Annotated in this window: 18 protein-coding genes, 2 tRNA genes and 2 pseudogenes; 11 read left to right on the forward strand and 11 right to left on the reverse strand. The window is 42.5% G+C overall.

Annotation, left to right across the window (positions count from 1 at the left end; genetic code table 11):
- Positions 1 to 91 precede the first annotated feature (91 nt).
- Complete coding sequence (locus V7K46_RS18615; RefSeq protein WP_335115641.1) at positions 92 to 2,374, forward strand: peptidoglycan DD-metalloendopeptidase family protein; 2,283 nt, start codon at positions 92 to 94, stop codon at positions 2,372 to 2,374.
- A gap of 166 nt (positions 2,375 to 2,540) precedes the next feature.
- A tRNA-Met gene (locus tag V7K46_RS18620) sits at positions 2,541 to 2,614 on the forward strand.
- Between the two features lie 65 nt (positions 2,615 to 2,679).
- Here V7K46_RS18620 and V7K46_RS18625 read toward each other — a convergent pair.
- Positions 2,680 to 3,657 (reverse strand): annotated as a pseudogene (locus V7K46_RS18625) (DUF4351 domain-containing protein).
- Between the two features lie 297 nt (positions 3,658 to 3,954).
- The gene (locus tag V7K46_RS18630; RefSeq protein WP_335115643.1) at positions 3,955 to 6,201 is read right to left on the reverse strand and encodes an amylo-alpha-1,6-glucosidase; all 2,247 of its coding nucleotides are present in this window, start codon (positions 6,199 to 6,201) and stop codon (positions 3,955 to 3,957) included.
- 131 nt (positions 6,202 to 6,332) lie between these two features.
- On the opposite strand from V7K46_RS18630, the gene V7K46_RS18635 reads away from it, so the two are divergent.
- The 3 genes from V7K46_RS18635 (at position 6,333) to V7K46_RS18645 (ending at position 8,350) form a co-directional block, all read left to right on the forward strand.
- A complete protein-coding gene (locus tag V7K46_RS18635; protein ID WP_335115645.1) occupies positions 6,333 to 6,944 on the forward strand; it encodes a peroxiredoxin in 612 nt (203 codons plus the stop codon).
- Positions 6,945 to 7,102: 158 nt separating this feature from the next.
- Positions 7,103 to 7,639 (forward strand): peroxiredoxin family protein, encoded by a 537-nt coding sequence (locus V7K46_RS18640; protein ID WP_334724927.1) that lies wholly within the window; start codon positions 7,103 to 7,105, stop codon positions 7,637 to 7,639.
- A 57-nt stretch (positions 7,640 to 7,696) separates the two neighbouring features.
- Positions 7,697 to 8,350 carry a glutathione S-transferase family protein gene (locus tag V7K46_RS18645; RefSeq protein WP_335115647.1) on the forward strand — a complete coding sequence of 218 codons (654 nt, stop codon included), beginning with the start codon at positions 7,697 to 7,699 and terminating at the stop codon, positions 8,348 to 8,350.
- A 76-nt stretch (positions 8,351 to 8,426) separates the two neighbouring features.
- Here the strand turns inward: V7K46_RS18645 and V7K46_RS18650 are convergent, their stop codons facing one another.
- The 6 genes and pseudogenes from V7K46_RS18650 to V7K46_RS18675 form a co-directional block, all read right to left on the reverse strand.
- Positions 8,427 to 9,461 (reverse strand): DnaJ C-terminal domain-containing protein, encoded by a 1,035-nt coding sequence (locus V7K46_RS18650; RefSeq protein WP_335115649.1) that lies wholly within the window; start codon positions 9,459 to 9,461, stop codon positions 8,427 to 8,429.
- Positions 9,462 to 9,637: 176 nt separating this feature from the next.
- Positions 9,638 to 10,111, reverse strand: coding sequence for an AAA family ATPase (locus tag V7K46_RS18655; RefSeq protein WP_335115651.1), 474 nt, complete (start codon positions 10,109 to 10,111; stop codon positions 9,638 to 9,640).
- 252 nt (positions 10,112 to 10,363) lie between these two features.
- Positions 10,364 to 11,653 (reverse strand): glucose-1-phosphate adenylyltransferase, encoded by a 1,290-nt coding sequence (locus V7K46_RS18660; protein WP_335115653.1) that lies wholly within the window; start codon positions 11,651 to 11,653, stop codon positions 10,364 to 10,366.
- A 453-nt stretch (positions 11,654 to 12,106) separates the two neighbouring features.
- Positions 12,107 to 12,418, reverse strand: coding sequence for a hypothetical protein (locus V7K46_RS18665; protein WP_335115655.1), 312 nt, complete (start codon positions 12,416 to 12,418; stop codon positions 12,107 to 12,109).
- A 51-nt stretch (positions 12,419 to 12,469) separates the two neighbouring features.
- Complete coding sequence (locus tag V7K46_RS18670) at positions 12,470 to 13,825, reverse strand: WD40 repeat domain-containing protein (RefSeq protein WP_335115671.1); 1,356 nt, start codon at positions 13,823 to 13,825, stop codon at positions 12,470 to 12,472.
- 249 nt (positions 13,826 to 14,074) lie between these two features.
- A pseudogene (locus V7K46_RS18675) lies at positions 14,075 to 15,985 on the reverse strand (nSTAND1 domain-containing NTPase); the annotation flags it as partial.
- Positions 15,986 to 16,127: 142 nt separating this feature from the next.
- On the opposite strand from V7K46_RS18675, the gene V7K46_RS18680 reads away from it, so the two are divergent.
- Positions 16,128 to 16,499 (forward strand): CU044_2847 family protein, encoded by a 372-nt coding sequence (locus V7K46_RS18680; RefSeq protein WP_335115657.1) that lies wholly within the window; start codon positions 16,128 to 16,130, stop codon positions 16,497 to 16,499.
- Positions 16,500 to 16,542: 43 nt separating this feature from the next.
- Here V7K46_RS18680 and V7K46_RS18685 read toward each other — a convergent pair whose 3' ends face one another.
- Both V7K46_RS18685 and V7K46_RS18690 read right to left on the reverse strand, forming a co-directional pair.
- The gene (locus V7K46_RS18685; protein ID WP_335115659.1) at positions 16,543 to 16,842 is read right to left on the reverse strand and encodes a hypothetical protein; all 300 of its coding nucleotides are present in this window, start codon (positions 16,840 to 16,842) and stop codon (positions 16,543 to 16,545) included.
- A gap of 114 nt (positions 16,843 to 16,956) precedes the next feature.
- On the reverse strand, positions 16,957 to 18,684 hold the full coding sequence (locus V7K46_RS18690; RefSeq protein WP_335115661.1) for a S8 family peptidase: 1,728 nt from the start codon (positions 18,682 to 18,684) through the stop codon (positions 16,957 to 16,959).
- A 615-nt stretch (positions 18,685 to 19,299) separates the two neighbouring features.
- Here V7K46_RS18690 and V7K46_RS18695 point away from each other — a divergent pair.
- Positions 19,300 to 20,772: a glycoside hydrolase family 13 protein gene (locus V7K46_RS18695; protein ID WP_335115663.1), complete on the forward strand. Its 1,473-nt coding sequence runs from the start codon at positions 19,300 to 19,302 to the stop codon at positions 20,770 to 20,772.
- 87 nt (positions 20,773 to 20,859) lie between these two features.
- On the opposite strand, the gene V7K46_RS18700 is transcribed toward V7K46_RS18695, so the two are convergent.
- Positions 20,860 to 21,279, reverse strand: a complete 420-nt coding sequence (locus V7K46_RS18700; RefSeq protein ID WP_335115665.1) for a fasciclin domain-containing protein — start codon at positions 21,277 to 21,279, stop codon at positions 20,860 to 20,862.
- 161 nt (positions 21,280 to 21,440) lie between these two features.
- Between V7K46_RS18700 and V7K46_RS18705 the strand changes: the two genes are divergently transcribed.
- The 4 genes from V7K46_RS18705 to V7K46_RS18720 all read left to right on the forward strand — a co-directional run bounded on the left by V7K46_RS18705 (position 21,441) and on the right by V7K46_RS18720 (position 22,848).
- The gene (locus V7K46_RS18705) at positions 21,441 to 21,677 is read left to right on the forward strand and encodes a DNA-directed RNA polymerase subunit omega (protein ID WP_273767371.1); all 237 of its coding nucleotides are present in this window, start codon (positions 21,441 to 21,443) and stop codon (positions 21,675 to 21,677) included.
- Between the two features lie 23 nt (positions 21,678 to 21,700).
- Entirely contained in the window at positions 21,701 to 22,309 is a 609-nt protein-coding gene (locus tag V7K46_RS18710; protein ID WP_335115667.1) for a hypothetical protein, read from the forward strand.
- Between the two features lie 49 nt (positions 22,310 to 22,358).
- Entirely contained in the window at positions 22,359 to 22,724 is a 366-nt protein-coding gene (locus tag V7K46_RS18715; protein ID WP_335115669.1) for a DUF1818 family protein, read from the forward strand.
- A gap of 50 nt (positions 22,725 to 22,774) precedes the next feature.
- Positions 22,775 to 22,848, forward strand: a tRNA-Pro gene (locus V7K46_RS18720).
- Positions 22,849 to 23,135 lie beyond the last annotated feature (287 nt).

Genomic DNA, 23,135 nt, shown 5'->3' on the forward strand with positions numbered 1-23,135 from the left:
GATCTATCGTTCGTTGTGATCTAAATCATTGACTAGTATCCAACTGAAAAATCAAGGTCAGTTAAGCGCTAGTGATCATAGGAGGTCGTCTTTGAAACGAGCATTGAAAAAGAGAGTAAAAGCTGTGTTGAACAATAACCCCAGCAGCGATGATGCCCCGGTAGAACTGCTAAATGTAATGAATCCAAAAGTTAACCGCCGGGTGCGGACAAAAGCTGCCATGATTGGCTTGGCAATCTCTATGGGAGCAACCAGCCTTTTGGTGACTCGACAAAGCGATCAAGCCCAAGCAGCGGTGCCAGTAGGCAGCCAAAAGGCAACGTCAACGATTCCTGCTGTTCCTGACACTCAGGTGAAATTCGCCTCCACAAAGCTGGAGTCCCAAGCAGTCTCATCAGCGAGCGTGCCGGAAAATCCTGTGATCGTGGAACCAACGGCAGTATCACAAGTGCCTGGGCTTGAAGCTAAATGGCAAGTCGCGGCAAATGGAATGTCTTTGCAAGTTCCTGCATTAGCAACGTTTTCCCAAGCAACAGCGGCTTATAAAAATTCCACCCACCTGAAGCCCCAAGTGGCACAGGGAATGAACAATACCTTAGCCGAAACTAGTTTCCCAACAGTCAATAATCTGTCTGACTCTAGTGCTGATGGTGTTGGTATTACAAATGCATCACTAACTGCCCAGCCACAAACAGTGGCAATATCTGGCGCAGTCAACAGTGAAATAAATGCACAACTTAAGGCGCAACAAGAGTTCGCACTGAATCGCTTACAAGAAAAATCGAACCGTTTAAGAAACAGTCTGGCACAGTTGCGCTCTGGGGAAACCAAAAATTTATCACAAGCTGATATGGGGTTGGTGCAGCCGACGACTGTAGTTGAGAAAATTGTATTAGCTCAGTCGGGCACTTCTGGCGATGCGAGCAAAGCAAAGTTGATATCGAGGTTAAAACACAAGACACAGACGACTGCACTAACACCAGCTACACCAAGAGTTATTGCGTCATCGGCTCGAACAGCCTACGAAGTTAAGCCTGGAGATACATTAGCAGCGATCGCCAGCAGATACAATACTTCAGTACCAGAACTTGTTAAGGCAAATAACCTCAATAATCCAAATGAACTGCAAATTAGTCAAAAACTGATTATTCCTGCTGCTCAAGTTGAGGCAATTGTAGCGATCCCCACTTTTGTAGAGTCCAGCAAAACTCCTCATGTTGCCACCTCCCCTGTGAATATTGGTAGTGCCAACTCATATCTACCTACTTCACAATCACCAATTATTGCCGACAACAGTAGGGTTACCGTCCCTACACCGGTAACTGTTCAGATTCAGGCAAATAGTGCGACCGACTTAGAAACAGCCCCTCCCACGGCTAGTTCTTACGGCGTCGGGGGTGAAGGTCCAGTGCCAACAGCTTTTGCTGAAATGCAACAGCCTAAAACACTAACAAATAGGGTAGCAAGGGGAAACAATAACGACCGTTTACGGGGCTTGCAAGGGGAAATTCAGAGGTTACAGCAGAAATATCGTGCTCAACAGTCTGGTAACTTAGTTGTGCCAGTAGCAGCTACCGAAATGAATAATGCTGCAATGCTCACTCCTATTTCTACCCCCAATAATTTCCCAGTACCCAACCCCGCAGTTCGACCGAATAGTGTAGCAATACCCATTCCAGTTCCTACACCTATTAGGTCTAGCTATAGCGTTCAGCCAATTAAGCCCCAATTCAGTACTGCTGTACGCCCTACCGAGGCAGTAAACCCAGAGTTCTTGCCTAATCTAGGGTCTGCTAGCCAGTGGACTCCCTCTGGCACCCCATCGAGCACAAGAGTTGCAACGCCTCCTAGAAGAGTAAATGCCTCTGACTCCTTAGGAATGATGCGGGGAAGGACAGTTTCTCCACAGGCGATGCCACCTTTGGCAGCAGTGGATCAATATTTGCCTAGACCCATTGACGAACTGATACCTCCTCCATCTACTTCAACCTTAGCTTACAACTGGCCTGCCAAAGGTACTCTCACTTCTGGCTTTGGTATGCGTTGGGGAAGACCGCACAAGGGAATTGATATTGCTAACTCCACTGGCACACCGATTGCTGCCTCAGCTGATGGTGTAGTGGAAAAAGCAGGCTGGAATAAGGGAGGCTATGGTAATGTTGTCGATATCCGCCATCCTGACGGCAGTCTGACTCGGTACGCTCATAACAGTAAGATTCTGGTGCAACCAGGTCAGCAGGTGCATCAAGGACAAACAATTGCTTTCATGGGCAGCACTGGTCACAGCACTGGCCCACACAGCCACTTTGAAATCCATCCACCAGGTAAGGGTGCTGTTAACCCAATAGCCTTCTTACCACAAAATCGCGTGTAATTCTTGACTGTCTCTAACTAAATCATTGCCTTGTTAGTTGAGGGAGTTTACCTCCCTCTTTTGCTTTCTATTACCTCAACAGGGATGGAAACTGTAATAAAATTGCAAAAGGGACTAGTTTTGAGCAAATTTGTATGCTATATTAGTTAATGATTTGGATAAATATGGCTCAGTAGCTCAGTTGGTTAGAGCACGGGACTCATAAGCCTGGGGTCGTTGGTTCAACTCCGACCTGAGCCACTTTAAAAGTTATAAGTAGTGAGCGATAAGTGGAGTTAAGATAGAGTAACTTTGACCTCTAATACTCAGGACTCAGCACTAACTGTTTGATGAGTTTGCAACCAGTTGAGCAAATCAGCGATCGCACTAAAATCTAACAAAGCCTCACCCAGTGCTTCCAATTGTTCTAGAGAAAGACTCTGAATCTGTTCTCGAATCTGTTGTGGTAACTCTCCTACCCGTTTTTGTAGCTGTCGTAGTACAAGTGTTTGTGCTTGTTCCTGTTGTCCTTCCTCCTTCCCTCGCTCGTAGCCAATGCGCTCGCCTGTGGTAATGTAACTCATGGTACGCTCCTGCTCGAATTCTTTAAACTCCTGCCAAAATTCTGCTTCTAATCCTTTTGGTAAAATCATAACCCAATCGATAAAACGATAGAGGTTACGAATATCCCTTTCTTGCGGCCCTTGTTCATACAATCGTCGAATTAAACTAAATTTCTACGTTTTCCTTTTTCCCAGCTGTTTAGTAGTTTGCTGGGTTTTCAAATGTGCCATTACCACCATCGCAAAGGGATTATCGCTCTTTTCTAACTCTGTCCATCGATTTTGATAATCGAGCAGTTTGACGGTTCCAAATCTAAAATGTAGACCACAATCGGGATAATTATAACTGTATTGATTTGGCCTCCAAGTCGAGTCAGCATCGCACAAAATTGCTAGGCTAATGGCTGGTTTAGCAAATTTGTCAAAAATTCGCAGGTTGTAGGAAAACATCCTTTGAGCAAAATTATCTTCCGACTTTGCCTGAATTTCGACATGAATCAACAGCCAAATTTCCTCTCCTTGAATTTGCCAGACTTTGACCAATTTATCTGCATATCTTCTACCAAGTTCTGCTTCGCGGGCTATTTGTTGAAATTCCTTATCAAGAAACTCGTGGGGACGTTCCCAATTAATTAGTGCTGCTGTTTGCGGAAAGAAAAATTGCATTGCTTGGGGGAAGTAAGCTTCTAGGATTTCTTTCCACGGGGAATCATTATCGACTCTTTCTCGTTCCTCGCTCATGAGTTGATTGGTAGATTCATGTTTTTGATAATAAGATGTGAGCAGCCGATATTTTTCAGCAGGTTAGAAGTTCCTCGGTCAAGAAAATTATATACAAAAGTCAGCAAACATAGATTTTGGGATCAAAACCACCTTTTGATGATGCTATTTTACTTGAACAACTAAATACTTTATCGCTGAAAAATTTTCATCAGAAAAACTATAAATTCAGCCTGTTATTACACTTTTGGGATAAAATTTTACATTAAAATTTACAAATAGTGAATGGTGAGCTATAGCTATCTCTTCTACTCAGCACTATTTAATGTGGCGGATGACTTCAGCAACAGACCAAGCTTGTGCGATCGCTCCTCTGGGTGTATGAGGTGCATCGCCATCAAAAATCTCAGAAATAGAACCAAGACAAGCGTTAAATAGGAAGTGATCTAGCAGAGGTTGCCAATCAAAAGGCAGTGATTGTTGCGGATAAAAACGTTGCCAAGCACGAATAAATGGGCCAATTAGCCAAGCCCAAACAGTGCCTTGGTGATAAGCGCGATCGCGTTGCTCTTGGTTCCCCTCATATCTCCCTTTGTATTCGGGATCTCCTGGATCAAGACTGCGAAGACCATAAGGGGTAAGCAAGCTAGCAGTTGCCAAATCTAGTACTTGACACCCTTGCTGTGGAAAAAACCCACAATGGTGCAGTGACAGTGCCAAAACGGCATTAGGACGAATTTGAAAATTCCGGCGATCGTCTGGCTCAATAGTGTCGTACAAATAACCTAGCTGAGGATTCCAAAACTTTTGCAGGGAGGTTTTCACCTGTTGTGCTTGCTGAGTATAACGTTGTGCTTGCTTAGTAAGACGCACTGGATCGCCAAACTTAAGCTCGCTCAAGCGTTCTGCCCACTGACTCAGCCAACATAAAGCTGAATACCATAGCGCATTAATTTCCACTGGCTTACCATGACGGGGAGTGAGAGGGTCTGCCCCAATTACTACATCCATCCAGGTAAGGGCTACACCACGAGCATCCCAACTAATTAGCCCATCAGTAGCATCAACCTGGATATTGTAGCGTGTACCACCAACAAAGGCTTTGTGGATTTGTTGGACTACGGGGAATTGCTCTGCCAAAAATTCCCAGTCTTGGGTAGCTTCTAAATAAAGTCCTAAAGTTTCAATCCACCACAATGCCACATCGATACTGTTATAAAGTGGTTCGCCATCGGCATCAGAAAATGCATTAGGAATCAAACCGTGGCGACAGTAATGCCCAAAAGTCCCCAATACTCTTTTTGCCAAGTCAAAGCGCTGTGGAACTAATGCCAATCCAGGTAAGGCGATTAATATGTCGCGTCCTCGGTCATTAAACCAGTGATAACCAGCAATGATTGTGGGGCCTGCAATTGAGGTTCTATAGACGATAAACTGATCGCTTGCTTTGAGTAGTTGCTGCCAGATTGTAGATTGGGGAGCCAGTGCTGTCGTGAGGCAGTCCGGTCTTCTCCCAAGGGTAAATGCTTTAGCGCATAGCGCAGCGTTAGCGAGTCCGCGTCCCTTGCGCGTCTCGTAGAGAGCGTTTGGGGGTTTCCCCCAGGAGGAACTGCCGAAAGGGTTTCCCGACTTGAGGCGACTGGCGTCATGGGGCATAAGAGGCACAGGTTTAGGGATGGGGGGCAAAGGGGAGGGCAGAGCAGAGAGCTCGCTCCAGCCAAAAATCTGGCAGAGCCGGTCTTGCTCTGCTTCCACGGCTTCTGCAAAGCTTTCGGAGGTGAGAACACCTGCCATCGAGTCGGGAAAACCGACTCGTGCTTCTAGAGTCACCGCATCTCCTGGTTGCAGTGTGACTATTAAGTAACCAGGACTGTAGAGGTCTTCCTTGTTGCCTAATCCCCGTTTTGTCTCCTCAGGCAATCCATAATTCCAATACCAAACTGCATCTGATTGATAATTTCCTTGTGTCCAGCGCAAGTGCCAAGGTATACCAAAATGCCCATAATTTTTTGCTTGCAGACAGACTTGTTGTTGCCCAACCAATTCTAAGAACTGTAATCCTTGACTAGCAGTTAGCTGGTGGTGAAAATCACGTTCTGCTATCAGCAGTCGCAGCCGTAAAATCGCTGTGTCACCTCCTTCATAGCGATATTGGATCAAAATTCTATGACCAAATTGGGCAGGGGCATTGCTTATCTCCCTTTGTCCCCAGCCCCCAGTCCCTACTAACCCATAGGGCATCACCAATTGTCTAATTAACTGCCAGTTATCTTGACCCCAAATCCATTTTGGAACTGGGTTAATCTCAAAACAACGTAGCAATTCGTAGCCTGTCGGCTCAATCTGACCGTTACCCCAAAAATTTGTCCCTAGTGCCACAACACTCCCTAATACTTCCAAGCTAGCTTCTAGGTGCGAAAACAGCAGAGTCCGCTCAGAAGGAGGATTTGTAGCGGCAAACAGCCAACCATGATAAGTGCGCGTGCGGACATCAGAAACCGTACCACTGGCAAAACTTCCTAAGCCATTGGTAAGCAACCATTCTCTTGTATCTAAATCAGGCATTTGCTACTCAAAATCGTTATGAGTATGATATAGTCGTAACAGATTGTAATTAAACTGTGAGAGCGTAGATGGGTGAGTTTTAGCTGACCAGAATTCTAACGCTACTAAACAGATAAAGGAGAATTAGGTTAATGTCCCTCACTTACGGAACCGAAGGAAGCCTCCGCGTTGGTCAACAAGCTCCCGATTTCGCAGCAACGGCTGTGGTAGATCAGGAATTTAAGACAATCAAACTTTCCGATTATCGCGGTAAATATGTCGTCCTGTTTTTCTACCCATTAGACTTTACCTTTGTTTGTCCCACTGAGATCACAGCATTTAGCGATCGCTACGAAGAATTCAATAAAATTAACACAGAAGTCCTTGGGGCTTCCGTTGACAGTGAATTCTCTCACCTCGCTTGGATTCAAACAGATCGTAAGTCTGGTGGTGTCGGCGACCTGAATTATCCTCTAGTCTCCGACATCAAGAAAGAGATTAGCGCCGCCTATAACGTGCTTGACCCAGCAGCAGGCATTGCCTTGCGTGGTCTGTTCCTCATCGATAAAGATGGTATCATACAGCACGCAACCATCAACAACCTAGCTTTTGGTCGCAGCGTTGATGAAACCCTGCGGACATTACAAGCAATTCAGTATGTTCAGTCTCACCCCGACGAAGTTTGCCCCGCTGGTTGGCAACCTGGTGATCAGACAATGGTTCCTGACCCAGTGAAGTCTAAAGTATACTTCTCTGCTGTCTAAATTTTCCTAGCTAGCAAACTCTAATCCATCCTATTGGAGTTGAGAGTAAAATCAATGAAAACCACAGATAAATAGAGATACACATTAAGCAGTGTCAACCTCCATATGTATCTGTGGTTTTTTCATCCAATAGTATTTAAATAATCAGGGTAAAAATTATGCTTACTTCAACTGATTTTAGTGGTTTATTGAATGAGCGCTTCTTCCGCAATTTTTTACCAGTTCCAGCAACACATCAACTCAGGTTGGGAGTGGGAACACCAGATTTTCAACTGCCAGATATTACCAACGGTACTTTAGTAAAATTGTCTGATTATAAAGGCAAGCAACCAGTATTAGTTGCCTTTACTCGCATCTTTACCGAAAAACAATATTGTCCTTTTTGTTTTCCTCACATCAAAGCTTTGAAGGAGAATTATGAGCAATTTAAAAAGCGTGGTATAGAAGTTTTGATGATTACTAGTACCGATGAACGGCAGAGTCAAATTGTTGTCAGAGATTTAGGCTTACAAATGCCGTTGCTCAGTGATCCAAGCTGTCGCATATTTCGTACCTATCAAGTAGGACAAGCACTGGGAGCGCCTTTACCAGCCCAGTTTGTATTAGATAAAGAAGGAAAACTTCGCTACTGGCATTTATTTTCTTTTCTGGATCACAACGCCAGTGTTGATACATTGTTAGAACAATTCAATTGAGTATAAGGTGTAAGATTGGCAATGTCCGCCCTACTTATAAAGCTGTGAGGTTATCTCATGTTAACCCTTTATCATTCGCCTATTTCTCCCAACTCGCGCCGCATCTGGATTACTCTTCTGGAAAAAGGACTTGAGTTTGAATTGGTAGAGATAACACTGGATAGAGAGCAGTTTAAACCAGAGTTTTTGGCAATTAACCCTTTCCATCACATTCCAGTGTTGGTAGATGATGGGTTTAATATAGTAGAATCCTTAGCAATTTTGGACTATTTAGAGGCAAAATATCCGACACCTGTGATGTTGCCAAAAGATGCCAAGGATTTAGCGATCGCCCGGATGGTACAACTGGTAACTGTGAATGAGCTTTTGCCAGCAGCCACCACTTTTCTACCTCAGTTTCTCGGCTTGCCTGGAGGAGATCTAGAAAAAATCGAGAAGGCACAGCAAAAAATTGCCACAGTGCTGAAGTTTTTTGAAAATTTATTAGACGATCGCCCTTACTTTGCTAGTCAAAACCTCACTCTTGCCGAAGTTGTAGCTGGAACTGTAGTAACTGTGCTGCCAAGTGTAGGCATTTCCCTAAGTGACTATCCAAAACTGAGCGCTTGGCATGATCGCTTAGTAGCACGCCCATCATGGCAAGCTACTGAGGCTACACCGGAGGCAATAGAAGCGTTTAAGTCTATCATGCTGGCGAGAATGGCACAGTAAATTCATACATAACTAATTTAGAGACGCGAAGCTGGACTTCGTGCCGCAATTTTCGTGTCTCTACAATCCAAAATATTTACAGCTTGACTTGCTGCAAATGACTGCGGGGATTATAAGTACGTATAGCCCGGATTTTTTCATAATATTCCCGCTCTTGTTGGCTGAGGTCTTTCGGTGGTGCGATCGCCACCTTCACCAACTGATCACCACGTCCACCCTTGGCGAGAGGCCAACCTTTGCCACGTAAACGCAGTGATTGACCAGAACGCACTCCCGCTGGTAGCTTGACATTAACTGAACCATCAGGTGTGGGTACATCAATAGACGCTCCTAAGGTAGCTTCATCTGGTGTGATTGCCACTTCGCACACCAAGTTATCGGCTTCCATTTGGAAGAAGGAGTGCGGCTGAAGTTCGACTTTTAAGTACAAATCCCCTCGTTGTTGAGTCATCGGGTTGATTTGACCTTTACCCCGCACGCGCAGGCGAGTACCAGGTTTAGCCCCAGATGGGATACGAACATCAATTGTTTCGTTACCTAAACTGAAGCGCTTTTGCACACCGTTAAATGCTTCAGCAAAAGTTAGGCTGATTACAGCTTCTGTGTCCTGGGAAGTACCCGTGCTTGCATCACCAAACCCATAATCGTTAAAGCCGCCGCTAAAACCACTCGGCGCACCTGTGGAACTGCGGTAAGAGTAATTTTGTGAGTAATTTGAATAATTTTGTGAGTAACTTTGTTGTCGTCCACCGCGAGGGCTAGCACCGCCAAAGCGTCCTAGCAACTCATTAATGAACTCATCAAAATTGCCGTATTGACTGAAGTCAAAGCCACCCATATCAGCACCAACACCGCCGGATGGGAAACCTTCACCAGCTTGTTTCCAATATTGACCAAATTGGTCATATTTTTTGCGTTTATCTGTATCTGACACAACTTCGTAGGCTTCGCTAACTTCTTTGAAGCGTGCTTCTGCCTGTTTGTTATTTGGGTTGACATCGGGATGATATTTGCGGGCTAGTTTACGAAAGGCTTGTTTAATCTCCTCCTGAGTGGCAGTCTTACTAACTCCCAAAATTGCGTAATAGTCTTTGAAGTCGGTTGCAGCCATCTACTAGTCTCCTATAGAAATTCCTGTTATGTTTTTTTTAAGATCACAGATGTTTAATTGCTAGGTATAGTGCCAAGCAATAAAGAATCTGATTTTAAATTAGCAAACAATATAGAAAATCAAGTGTGGTTCTTGCTCACCGTGCGATCGCAATTTCCGTACTCCGATTTTTCTGATCAGCGGATCAGCCTGTCTAGCCCTTCTTCCAGGCTTGGGGGAGCATCCCTGAGTTGACGGTGCATCCGCAAAATAATTTCTTCTGGAACCTGGCGCGATCGCCTTTTATTGCGTGCCAAACACAGCCAAACTGGCGTATCCACCCAAATTCCCGTAATCTGGGTAAAGCCCAAGTCACGGGCTAAAGCAATGACTTCACGTCGATGGCGGCGCTGGGCGTTGGTAGCGTCGAAAATTGCTGTATTTTCTGTAGAAATAGCTTGCTGAAATTGCCGTTCTACTTCTCGCCAAATCAGCAGCCACGACCCCTGAATGGCTTGTGATCCGAACAGTTGCCCCCGGATGGCATCCGTAGAAATCAGCGACATCTGGGGGCATTCTGCCAGTAATGTTTTTGCCAAAGTTGACTTACCGCTACCTGGAAGACCAATCAGTAATAAAAGTGAGCAGTGAGAAGTTACAGCAGTTTTCATGTATTTGAATCACATCTATCGTAGGGGCGCAAGGCCTTGCGCCCCTACTGCGTGGTCTATTTACCTGAAAATAACTGTAAAAGTGAGGAATTAAAAGTGAGGAGTAATCAGAATTTTTAGTCATTAACTCCTAACTCCTGTACAGACGCGATTAATCACGTCTCTCCTAACTCCTGTACAGACGCGATTAATCGCGTCTCTCCTAACTCCTGTACAGACGCGATTAATCGCGTCTCTCCTAACTCCTAACTATTAAATGATTGTTCCATCAGGAATTACAGCATTTTTCAGCACCACGACGATACCACTACGGATATAAAAACCTTGACTTTCGCGGTCAGCTTCTTGCACATTATCTTTATTGATAATTTTGACATCATGACCGATACTGGCGTTTTTATCGATGATGGCACGGCGAATAATAGAGTCAGTACCAATACCTACAGGAATATCGCCTTTTTCTACGTTACATTGGCGTTCTACAGAAGCTTGATAAAAATCTGCACCCATGAGTAGAGACTCTTCGATGACACAACCAGATTCAATCCGCGATCGCACTCCTAATACTGAATGTTGAATGCGGCAATTTTTCAGAATACAACCTTCGCCGATAATTGATTCTGTGATCTGGCAATCTAAAAGTTTACTCGGAGGTAAGTAACGAGGACGGGTATAAATTGGCGCTTCTTCATCGTAGAAACTAAAGGGTGGCTGGGGTTGCTGAGTTAGGGCTAAATTTGCGTGATAAAATGCTTCAATTGTTCCAATATCTTCCCAATAGTCATCAAACAGATAAGCTTGAACGTTGTAATCCTTAGAAGCATCAGGAATAATTTCTTTGCCGAAATCAGTCCTTTCTAAACCCTCTTTTAACAACTTGAACAAAACCTCTTTTTTAAAGACATAAATCCCCATTGAGGCGATGTAAGGCTGTTGCTGGGCTTGTTCTTTTGTTAATCCCAGTACGCTTGTATCAACGCGCATTTTGATTAACGCTTCACCTTTGGGTTTTTCGCTAAAATCAATTACCCTACCAGAATCGTCAATTTTCATCAAGCCAAAATCCGAGGCGCGGCGCTCATCGATGGGGATGACTGAGAGAGTAATATCAGCACCCGTTTCTCTATGGCGCTGGATAAACTGGCGATAATCCATGCGGTAAAGGTGATCACCGGAGAGGATCAAATATTCGTCTACATTCCATTCTTCCAACAGCCACAGGTACTGACGCACAGCATCGGCTGTACCTTGGAACCAGTTGGGGTTTTCTAGGGTTTGCTGTGCGGCTAGCACTTCCACAAAGCCTTCGGTGAAGCCAGTAAAGTTGTAGGTACGGGCGATGTGACGATTCAGGGAAGCTGAGTTGAATTGTGTCAGGACATAAATTTTGAATATTTCGGAATTTATGCAGTTACTGACAGGGATATCGATTAGGCGATACTTCCCGGCTACTGGTACTGCTGGTTTAGCACGTAGTTTCGTTAGGGGGTAAAGCCGAGTACCCGCACCACCACCAAGGATCATTGATAATACTTTTTTCACAAAATTTCTCCTGACTGCCTTTCAACTCTCATCTTCAGTTTAGGACTGTCTGCCACCACAGGTAAGGGGGATCGTCTGATTCTTTGGGATGAATTTTACAGAATGCTGCTGGTGATGGATAGTGGGGGCGATCAAGAGAAAAATAGAACCTTTGTATTAATTGGGATGAGGAAGGGGGTGTGATCGCTACAAAAGTTTGACAATTAAGCAATGTCTTAATCTAAAAACTTAGCTTTTTTTAACAAAACACAATTTTTAAGGCAGTAGCTCTACTATATCTAAGGTTCTATAAATAACAAGTTAGATATTTAATAGTTGTAATAAAATTGTCAAAGTCTGTTTACAAGATTTTTGTTTGGTGGCTGTCAACTCTTGCTTACAGTTTTGGGCTAGGGGAATTTTAGATTATGGTTAAAAAGGATAAAGGCAAATAGCTTAAATAACTTAACCTTACTAAATTTCCTTATCTTTATATATTTTATCTATCAATTCCATTGTTTTGTCTATTTTTCTTAAATAGGTAGTACTATTAGAAGATTTTGAAACAAACTCATTTACTAATTTTAATATTTTAATTATTTTCATAAATCTCTGCTGACAGCACTCTGGATCATTCGGTGGGCATCCTGTACAATCTGAGTCTAATATCATTTCAACTCTTTCTTTTATTTTTTCCCTAGCTATATCTTGATTATTTTTGTCTTCTAGATTTTCAACAGATATTGTCATTTCCAAAATCATTGTAGCTATTTTCTCAATATTCATTGTTTTTCTATCTTTACTAAAAAGAATGGACTAAATCAAATTTTACTATATTTACATATAAGTTTTACAAGTTTTTTGCATATTTAATAAATTTTCTATATCTTGTTTTAAGATTAATTTATTATTTATATATATATACAAACTATTACAAATATACAGAACTAGATTTTTCTTTTGTTTATAAAATTTTTTTGGTATTGAATATTCACCAATAAACCACAATTTAACAGTCGTATCTGCACTAGAAGAAGCAATAAAATTGTTATTCTTTGGGATAAAACTAACTTCTTGTACACCACTTTTGTGGGCTTTAATATGTTTTAATAAATTCCCATTTTTATCCCATAGTTTAATAATACCATCTTCTCCAGCCGAAGCAATTATTTTACCATTGTCACTCACATTTATATTATTTAAATAACCTACATGCTCAGTTTTGAATTTTTTTATAGGTTTTTGATTGCCTGAATTATCTAGGTTTTTTATATTCCAAATATATATTTCACCACTATAATCACTTGATACAAGAATATTAGCTTTTCGAGAAAATTTTACGGAACTAAGTAATCCTGGTTCTTTTCCAAAAATTATACTCTTTTCAGTTTCCCTGTTCCAAATTTTTATATTATTATCACTTGTAAAGGCAATATTCTTTCCATCTGGGGCAAAATCTATACGTCTAATTAAACTTCCATTTACATAAGATTTAATAAAATTACCATTTTTGGCATTCCAAAGAATTATAGATCTGTCTCTACTGGCAGAAACAAGATATTGACTATCTGGGCTAAATGCTATGTCAAACACAGCATCTTTATGACGATTTAGAGTTCTTACATATTTACCATCTTTAGTCCAAATAATGATTGTATGATCAGCACTAGCTGAGGCTATAAGTTGATTATCAGGGCTAAATTTAACACTATAAACCCTACCCGTATGCATAGCCATATTTGTGATTAGTCCTCCATTGATATCCCAAAGTTTTACTGTGCCATCATAACTAGCAGAAGTAAGTTTCCTCCCATCAGGACTAGAGTTAACACTAGTAACTAAGTCTCGGTGCCCTTCGAGTCTGTTTCGCTCTCTTATCTGAAGAATTATTTGCTGTATCTCATTCAAATATTTTGGATTTGTAATTTGCTCTAAAGCTTTTAGGCTCTCTATTAAAACCTCTAGCTGCTTATTACCATCGATTAGCTCGTTTGACGTCCTTATTACTCCTAAAGCAGTATTCGCTTCCCGTTGTTTAACTTCTAGTTGCCATCGTTGCCCTAATATCAAGCTAAAAATAGCAAGGACTCCTACTGTGATCGCCAGACGAGTTCGTTGTTTTTGATATTTAGCACTTGCCTCTGCCTCTTTTGCTCTTGCAGCTTCCGCTTTAGCTTTATCTTCTGCTGCCATAGCTTTTTCAATTTCGGCTATGGCCCTAGCTTCTGCTTCTTTTTGTCGAGACTCTGCTAGTTCTCTAAGTTGACGTTCCTGCTCTAGTTGAGCTTGAATTTGTCTGTCTCGCTTCTCCAAACTTTTGTGCAAAAACTCTGTTTCTAATGGCGTAAGTCTTGGCTGAGTCTTATTCACCCACTCAGAAATTACAGCCAATTTTGCACCCACCAATAATGCATCATCCGATTTATTAAACCTTTGTAGCCATTCTTGACAATCTTCCTCTAAAGAACGACTAAGACGAATATTTTCTAGATTTTCAGCAATCCAACTATTGAGTAATTTCCACTCAGATAAAAGCGCTTCATGGGCAACTTCTACAGTATTTTGATCCGTGATAATTAAACGTTGTTGAGAACCCGCCAGTAATCCTACAACCCGTTGTAATTGTTGTGGAGAATCTGCAACTACTTCTAATCTCTCCCAACTAGCACGTCGCCGCGTCACTTCTCCAGCTTCACCTAACTGCACTAATTCCATAAACAAGCAACGCGCAAAGGCTTGATCTACAGTTGTTAAACTTTCATACAAAATCGTCGCTCGTTTATCTAAAGCTCCTTTAACCCCGCCAATTTCCTGATAACCTTTACGAGTTAAAAGTGGTTCTGGCGATTCCGGTTCTTCAATGCAAACTCGCCACAATTCCTTAAGCGCATATTGGAGTATGGGTAATACACCAGGACGGTTGACTACATCGGCGGAAATTTGTGAAACTAAACCACGCTCAAATGTTACCCCGTGTAATTTTGCAGGTTTTTCAATTGCTTCTTCTAACTCAGCAAAAGACATGGGTGTGATGATGAATGATGTGGGAGGAATATTATTAATAAGAGTAATAATTTCTCGATAGTCAGCACAACGATTTAAGAAATCACCGCGAATTGTCAAAATTATCCGCGTTTCTACTTCAGCCTTTTTTACGTCCTGTGCTATTAAGCGGATAAAAGCTTTGCGTTCCTCATCGTCTTGACAAAGGGTAAATATTTATTCAAATTGATCGATAAATAATAGATGCGGCTGATTTTGCTGCTGTTGTCGAGCTAAGATATCAACTAATTTGCCTAAAGGATGTTCTCCTGGGGTAAAAGATGCGATCGCCCATTCACTGCTTCCAGGGAGGCGATCGCCTTTAAGTTGCGGTAACAAACCCGCTTTTACTAAAGAAGATTTACCACTACCTGAATAGCCAATTACAGCCAAAAATCGACTTTCTGCTAAACGCGAAATTAATGTGCGAACTGCTTCATCTCGTCCACAAAAATATTGCGCTTGCTCTGATTCAAAAGCATAAAGTCCCCGATAAGGATTTTCCTGATTTAAAGCAATTTTTTCTCCTGTGGGAATATCTAATTTGGGATAAGTAACCAGAGTAATCGAACGTCCCCAACCCATGCGAATCGGCTCCTGTACGGAACCTTTAAGTTCGTTGCTGACAAAATCAAACAAGCGATCGCCACTAATTCGCCTACTATTACCTGCATTTTCAGCCGCTAATCCCTTAACAACTGCACCTGTGAAAATGCTGTATTCTTCACTTTTAATCACTCCGGCGCGTTCAAAGCCACCACAAGCTGTAATTAAGTAATAATCTTTTTGCGAACTGAAAGCGTTAAGAGTTCTTTCTATTAACTGTCTTTCTAATAAATAGCCGCTATGACAGCAATCGAGTAGCATCACTAAACTACTCAATTGCGAATCTCGAATTAAGTCGTTAAGGCTATCTAGGGGAATGCCATATTTTTGCTCAATATTTTCGTTTTCTTTAAGTTCAATCTGACAATCGGAACTTGCCAAATATCCCTTTTGTTGTCCCAAATTGTCGGAAATAGTAAAACCGTGTCCGCTAAAATAAATCAGCGCTTCATTATTAGCAGCTTGCTCTAGTAAAAAAGTTCTCAAATCTTGCCCAAGTTGAGCGCCAGTAACTTTTTGCGCTGCCATTTCATAGCCGTTTTTATCTTTATTCCAGCGCTGCGGTAGTCTTTGCACAGACTGGAAATCACCATATTGCTCTAGGAGTTGCGCGATCGCCTCAGCATCATTTATAGTCTTCGACAAACGCGGTAATGATGGGCTGAGATACTCGGTGATGCCGATAACAAGCGCGTATCGTGCCATTTAACACACCTTCGGTTGGTAAATGCGGGATAATCTTGACAGACACAATGATGGCTGTGTTACTAGAAACAATACCATCTATTATTTTTCTACAAGCAAGCTGAAATTTTTCAGACATATAAAAATTTAACCGAGGTAGCTTATGTCAGAAGTACAGCAACTATTTTTCCAAGCAGATGGAGAGATTGAGCAGATTGAGATTAACGTTACAGCCACCGAAATAACTCAGGAAATTCAGGAGGAGGATGATGGCATAGAATACAAGGATGTGCGAACAGATGCGATCGCTCGGATGCAACAAGCTCGCCAAATGATTCGCTCTTATACTATCTATGCTCTTAGTGCTTTTAAAGACTTTAATACTGCTGAGATTGAGGAGGTAAAACTTACATTTGGCATTAAGTTGGGTGGCAAAGCCGGCATTCCTTACATTACCGAAGGTTCAGCTGAAAGTAATCTGCAAATTGAGGTGAAGTGTAAGTTTCCAGAAAAACAAAAACCTGATTCACAGTAACTGCAAAAAATTATCCGCGCAGTGTAGGGTTAGGCAATGCCCATTAAACACCCAACTTCCTTGTATTTATTCTCCTATTAATCAAACGTAATTGTTGCGATCGCTTCAAATACTTCACCCAAGGTTGCTCTGACAATTGGGAAATGGCATTTTGTGACAGTGTTGCCGTAAAAATATCTTTGCCAGTGGTAACACCACTGACGCCTAAACTTTCTAATATAGCAGTTGCAGCAGAGTCTAAAATTGGTTCAGTATGGATGAAAACCTCCAAACTAGTTTCTTCTGGGTCTTGAACATCATTCAGCGCTGTAGCAAGAGCGGCGTCTAGTTTCTGATAATTCATCAGCAATTCCTTGGTAAAAAGGGTAGACAATAATTGCCTACTTTAACTTATCAAATTTATATGTTTTTATTGCCTACCCTTATACAGAAATAATATCCACCTCTCTCAGCTTAATTACAGATTTAAAGCATTAATCACTCCATAGCCCCATTTGTGATCAAATGTGCCTGCGGGTTTTCCGGGAATGGCACTATTTTTGCGTAGTAAGTCTTTCACAGCAGCCGGATCAAGTTTAGGATCTCGCTGCAACAGCAGTGCTACTAATCCACTAACCAACGGTGTCGCCATACTCGTACCAGCCTGAACCACAAACTTGGAATTAATCATCGATGAGCGGTCAAAACTGGCATCGGCAGAAAGGGTGGAAACAATCATTGCTCCTGGTGCTGCTATATCTGGCTTGTGTCCATCATTGCGTAGAGGCCCTTCACTACTGAATTCCGAAATAGTATGCAATTCTAAGCCCATTTCTCGCACTTGGTTATCAATATCTGTGTACTTGGTTTTAGTAGTATAGGCAGCAACTGTAATTGCACTGCTGGCGGCTCCTGGGGAACCAATTTTTATTGCATCCTTCACGCTTTTACCTGTGAAAAACACTGACGAAGTGTCATCTAATGTCCACACATTTAAACGTGTGTCAGTTGAAGAAGTGTTGCGGACTCGCAGCTGCCAAACACCTCCCATTACTGGCGAGGGGCCATTACCACGTATTTGCACAAAGAAATTATGGTCGCCGTTGGCTTGATCTGGTCCTGGTGTCGCTAATTGCACCCGTGCATCTGGTAACTGGTAATCTTGTGCAGGATTACCGTCAGTAATTATTTTTTGGAAGGGGGTGACAAAACCGTTAGGACTCCGTACAGACACTTCCAATTCGCTATCTTTGGAATACCAAGCGTTTAACCAAACTATGCCTATTTGATTCAAAGGAACATTAAAGCGCATACCACGAGTGCGCCCACTGGGTATCGTCGCTTGTCCATGAATATTGGCGTCCCCTTCGTTACCCGCAGCACAGCAAACAATTCTTCCAGGGCCAGTTTCGGCGTCAATGACTTTGGATAAGGAATCGCTACCATCATGGGGATCAGCGTGTCCACCTAAGCTGAGATTCACCACTGCTGGGCGTCCCAACTCTCTAGCAACTCGGAAAATGTAACGGACACCATCAGCAATGTGGGCATCCTGTAAATCTGATCTGACGACAACTAATTCTGCCTCTGGTGCTACACCACCATAGGTAGTATCGGCACCAGCGGCAATTCCAGCCACGTGAGTCCCATGACCGCCAGTATCCTGAGAAATTGTCAGTTGCGCTCCCGTAAATTCACCCCCATAGCCGCCCTCTGTGACTCCTGGGCCTGGTAGTGTTTGATCCCAAATTTGTAAAATTCGTCCAGCAAAGGCGGGGTGTTTCGGATCAATGCCACTGTCTATAATGCCGATGATTACTCCTTTACCAGTCAGTCCGGTATGGTTCTTAAACTCCGGCAATTTGACTTTTTCTAGTGCAGTGTCCATCCTCAAATGAAGTTTGCGTGATGGCTTAATCCGCTGGATAACATCTTCTTCAGATAAGACATCTAAACTTTCTATTGGTAAGAAAGCTGTCCGCACACTCCCAGAGTTCTGATTGACTTCAATATTATATTGTGATAGATAACTCAAGTCTGCATCAGGGTCGCAGTAAATAAAAACAACGCTCTTAGTTGGCTTTATCGGGCTTTTATGGGCAGTTATCCCAAGCGATCGCTTGTGTGTAACTAAAGCTTGATCTCCTTCATTTTGATAGTCTTGAAATGCCAAAAGTAGTCCTGGAGAAAGTTTTTCGTGTCTCATTTTTACCTCAAATTTAATTTATTGGGTGAAAGCAAAGTAGTTTACCCTGATAAGTCGTAGCATTAATGCAGACTATGTAGTTTTTTCGCCTTGATTATTTGATGCGACTATAGTTATCTATTTTTTTCCTAGATAACATCAAATAAGCTTAGGAGGCGGGAAGTTATTCCTAAGACAATTGCTAATTCATAACTCATATTCATAAATTATGTCTCCCTCATCGTGATTTTCTCTGGCTCGTGAGACATCTTTGAGCAGCCGCATCTAAAAATTACCCAAGACTGGGGTCCCTGGGAATTTTTCTGAAGCTATTAAACTAATCCAGTGTCTGCCGAAATCATTACGGACAAAGTAAATGAAATAAAATTAAGAATAATTAAGTAATAAATAAAAAAGATAATTTTAATAAACATTAAACACTAATAAATTGTAGTCAGAATAGTTAATAGCGATTATCTGCGAGGCCAGAACAAGGGGATTTTACCCCTTGTTTCATAAAAAATGGGTATAAATCGTTAATGACTACTGAGAAATCACAGATTTTCTATCATAAGTAAGAGCCATAAAGAAGCTAATATTTGCAACGATCGCTTCTGAAGGTACAAAAAGTTATTCATGCAAATTCAAACACCAGACTGGGTAAAACACGCTGTTTTCTACCAAATATTTCCAGATCGCTTTGCCAGAAGCAAACAGCCGCGCAAACGGCTGCTGCGTGAAGCCCGTTGGGAAGATTGGGACGCTATGCCAACACTCCAAGGTTATAAAGGCGGCGACTTATGGGGCATTATGGAGGGTTTAGACTACATACAGGATCTGGGAATCAACGCGATTTACTTTACACCCATTTTTCAATCCGCTAGCAATCACCGCTATCATACCCACGATTATTACCAAGTTGACCCGATGCTGGGGGGTAACGAGGCTTTTAAGGAATTGCTAGACGCAGCCCATCAACGGAATATCAAAGTCGTTCTGGATGGGGTGTTTAACCATTCCAGTCGTGGCTTTTTCTTTTTCCACGACGTTTTAGAAAATGGCCCCCATTCGCCTTGGGTAAATTGGTTCAAAATAGAAGGCTGGCCTCTTGCAGCCTACACTGGTGAATTAAGAGCAAACTACGTAGGTTGGGCAGGAAATCGCGCCTTGCCAGAATTTAACCACGACAATCCAGAAGTACGCGAATACATTATGGAAATTGCCGAATATTGGATTAAATTCGGCATCGACGGTTGGCGGTTAGATGTACCATTTGAAATAAAAACTCCTGGCTTTTGGCAGGAATTCCGCGATCGCGTTAAGGCAGTCAACCCCGAAGCTTACATTGTGGGCGAAGTCTGGGGAGATTCTCGGCAGTGGTTGGATGGGACGCAATTTGACGGGGTAATGAATTATCTATTTACCGGGCCAACAATTGCCTTTGCAGCTGGCGATCGCGTAGTCTTAGAACAAGTCCAAAGTCGCGACTATCAACCCTACCCACCCTTATTTGCTGCCGAGTACGCCACTAAAATCCAGGAAGTACTGGAACTTTACCCTTGGGAAATTCAGCTAACTCAACTCAATTTGCTCGCAAGTCACGATACAGCCCGATTGATGACCATTGCAGGCGGCGATCAAGCTAGCGTCGAATTGTCAACTCTACTGCTACTCACCTTTCCCGGTGCCCCTAGCATCTACTATGGTGATGAAGTTGGTTTACCTGGTGGCATAGATCCAGACTCACGTCGTAGCTTTCCTTTAGAAGCCAAGTGGGAGCGAGAAATTTTCAATAGTCATCGTCAATTAATTGCCCTGCGCCACACTTACCCAGCGTTGCGTACAGGTGATTACCAAGTCCTTCATGCTCAAGGACAACTTTACATCTTTGCGCGAACTTTGGGGACAGAGGAATTGATAATTGCCATCAACGCTGGCACAAGTTCGGCAACGGCGAATGCAGATGTCGTCAGTTTGCGTACTCAACCCAACAAGCTGTTATATGGCACTGCTGAGGTTGAGTGGAATGGTGAAGCAGAAACTCAGCAGTTGTCATTAACTCTTCCTGAACGCAGTGGATGCATCCTGGGAGTAGGGAGTGGAGAGTAGACAAGAAGCAGAGGGGCAGAGGGGATAGGAGGTAAAAAGCAAAAAGACTTACTACTGCACCTTCTCCCCTGCTCCATGCCTTATGCATTAGCTTCCCGCCACCATTGCAGGCATCAACACCCCATCAATAATATGAATCACGCCATTGTCTGTCAGAATATCTGTTTTGAGGACATTGGCGTTATTTACCTTAAATTTGCCGTCGGCAGATTCAATGGCTACAATTGACCCTTCAAGCGTCGCTGCCTCATTAATCTGTACCAAGTCATCAGACCGAACATCCCCACTAACGATATGATATGCCACAATTTTCTTGAGCTTGGGGATATCTTGTAGTAGCGAATCTAAAGTTCCCTCTGGCAGATTGGCAAAGGCTTGATCATTTGGTGCAAATAGTGTAAAAGAACCAGGACTCTTCAGAATTTCTATGAGATTTGCAGCTTCCGCAGCCTTTACCAGGGTATTGAAGGTTCCCGCATTGACAGCAGTTTCCAAAAGGTCAGCCATAAGGGTGTGTCACTTTAGTTAGGTAATATTATAAGTAACTTAACTTATAAAGTGATTAAAACATTCTCAACTATCAACATAGAGGTTGCTAGCGATTAAATACACAGCAGCAGATTTATCAGGACTGCTACACTGGGGAATGACCCCAAGAACCAGTAATTATGCTAAAGCGTTCTAAGTTCGAGACAACTCAGTCTCAGATTATGCACCGGGCTGAGGAGCTGATTGGTGCAGCCTCAAATCGTTACCGCATTACGGTTCAGGTGGCAAATCGTGCTAAACGTCGGCGTTATGAAGACTTTGAAAGTAACGAAGATGTGATGATGAAACCAGTGCTAAGGGCAATTATCGAAATGTCCGATGAATTGACTCAGCCAGAGATTATTGGTGAAATATAAAAAAAGACTTTAGAGAAGGTAGGATGAGCAAAAATTTATCGTTCATTCAACCCCTACTCAAGCCCTGGCAGACACTCACTGCCTTAATGGTAGTGGGTGTAATTGTTTTGAGTTCAGGGGCTGACAAATCAATACAGACAAATTTATTTAGCATCCAACCTGCGATCGCTCAGAGAATCACTCCTGGCGATGTTTGGCAGCAAGTATATCAGCAATTGCCAAATTTACCACGGGAAAATAAGTATATCAGCAAAGAAAATGGAAAAGTTGCCGAAAACAACACCTTAGTAAATCGCCTGATTAAATATCACATTTATACCAAAGGGCGTGCCCCAATTTATCGCTTAGATTGGAAGCTAACTTTAGCTGATTACCTGGGTGCGAACGAAATTATCTATGATACTAGCTATCCAGGAAATGATTCACTACGGGAAAATCCTCTAGAAGGCGATCGCAAAGCCATCAGTCGTCTCACCCGCAGCCAGCGAGATGCTTTAGTGCAAGTCTTAGTCAATATATTTAATCCTACTTCTCAAAATACCCTATCGCCTAACTCGAATACCACAGCCAATCCTAGTACATCAACTACCCCACAACCACCCCAACGAGGAGGTGCTGAATTACTGAAGTAATGGGAAAGTTATGAGTTGTAAATTAATAACTCCTAAGTCTTAACTTTTTATGGAACGCGTTGTAAAAAGCGGATCTGGCTGGCGTATTGGCTGGAACCCCGATGCACCTGATTTTAAAGGTTTAGTCGGTACAGATGATTGGGCAATTGAGTTAACCGAAGCCGAGTTGAATGATTTTTGCCGTCTACTAGCACAGCTAGCAGACACGATGAAGCAACTCGCAACTGAATTGATGGAAGAGGAAAAAATTGCCTGTGAAGCTGAAAGCGATTTGTTATGGATGGAGGTGGAAGGTTATCCTCATGCTTACAGTCTGCGCTTCATCTTGAATACAGGGCGGTGTGTAGAAGGTAAATGGGATGCTTCTGCTGTTCCAGATTTACTGCAAGCTACTGGGATACTTAAGGTTTTTTAAATTTGCCTATTGATTATCCTAGAGTTTTGCTATAGAATGGTAATTCTGACCGGGGCGTAGCGCAGCTTGGTAGCGTGCCACTTTGGGGTAGTGGAGGTCGTGGGTTCGAATCCCGCCGCTCCGATTGATGATAAGCCATACCTGCTAGTCTTTTTAAAAGATTGGCAGGTTTTTCAATCATGTCTGCCAGAGGATACCAAATCTTTAGCATAAAATCATTCCAAAGCTTCAGTACAAAGAAATTGAGTTCAGTATTGTGAGTGATATCGATACCGCAGATATTAGAGAGTTAACGCTGGAAAATCAGAGAATTTTGAATTATAGCAACCGCCAAAGCGGTTAGGACAAACAGTATACTTGATGAGTAAAGTAACAAATATTGATACTGCTCAAGCGGACAGTACAAAAACA

Source organism: Nostoc sp. (assembly GCF_036917395.1).
Classification (GTDB): Bacteria; Cyanobacteriota; Cyanobacteriia; order Cyanobacteriales; family Nostocaceae; genus Nostoc.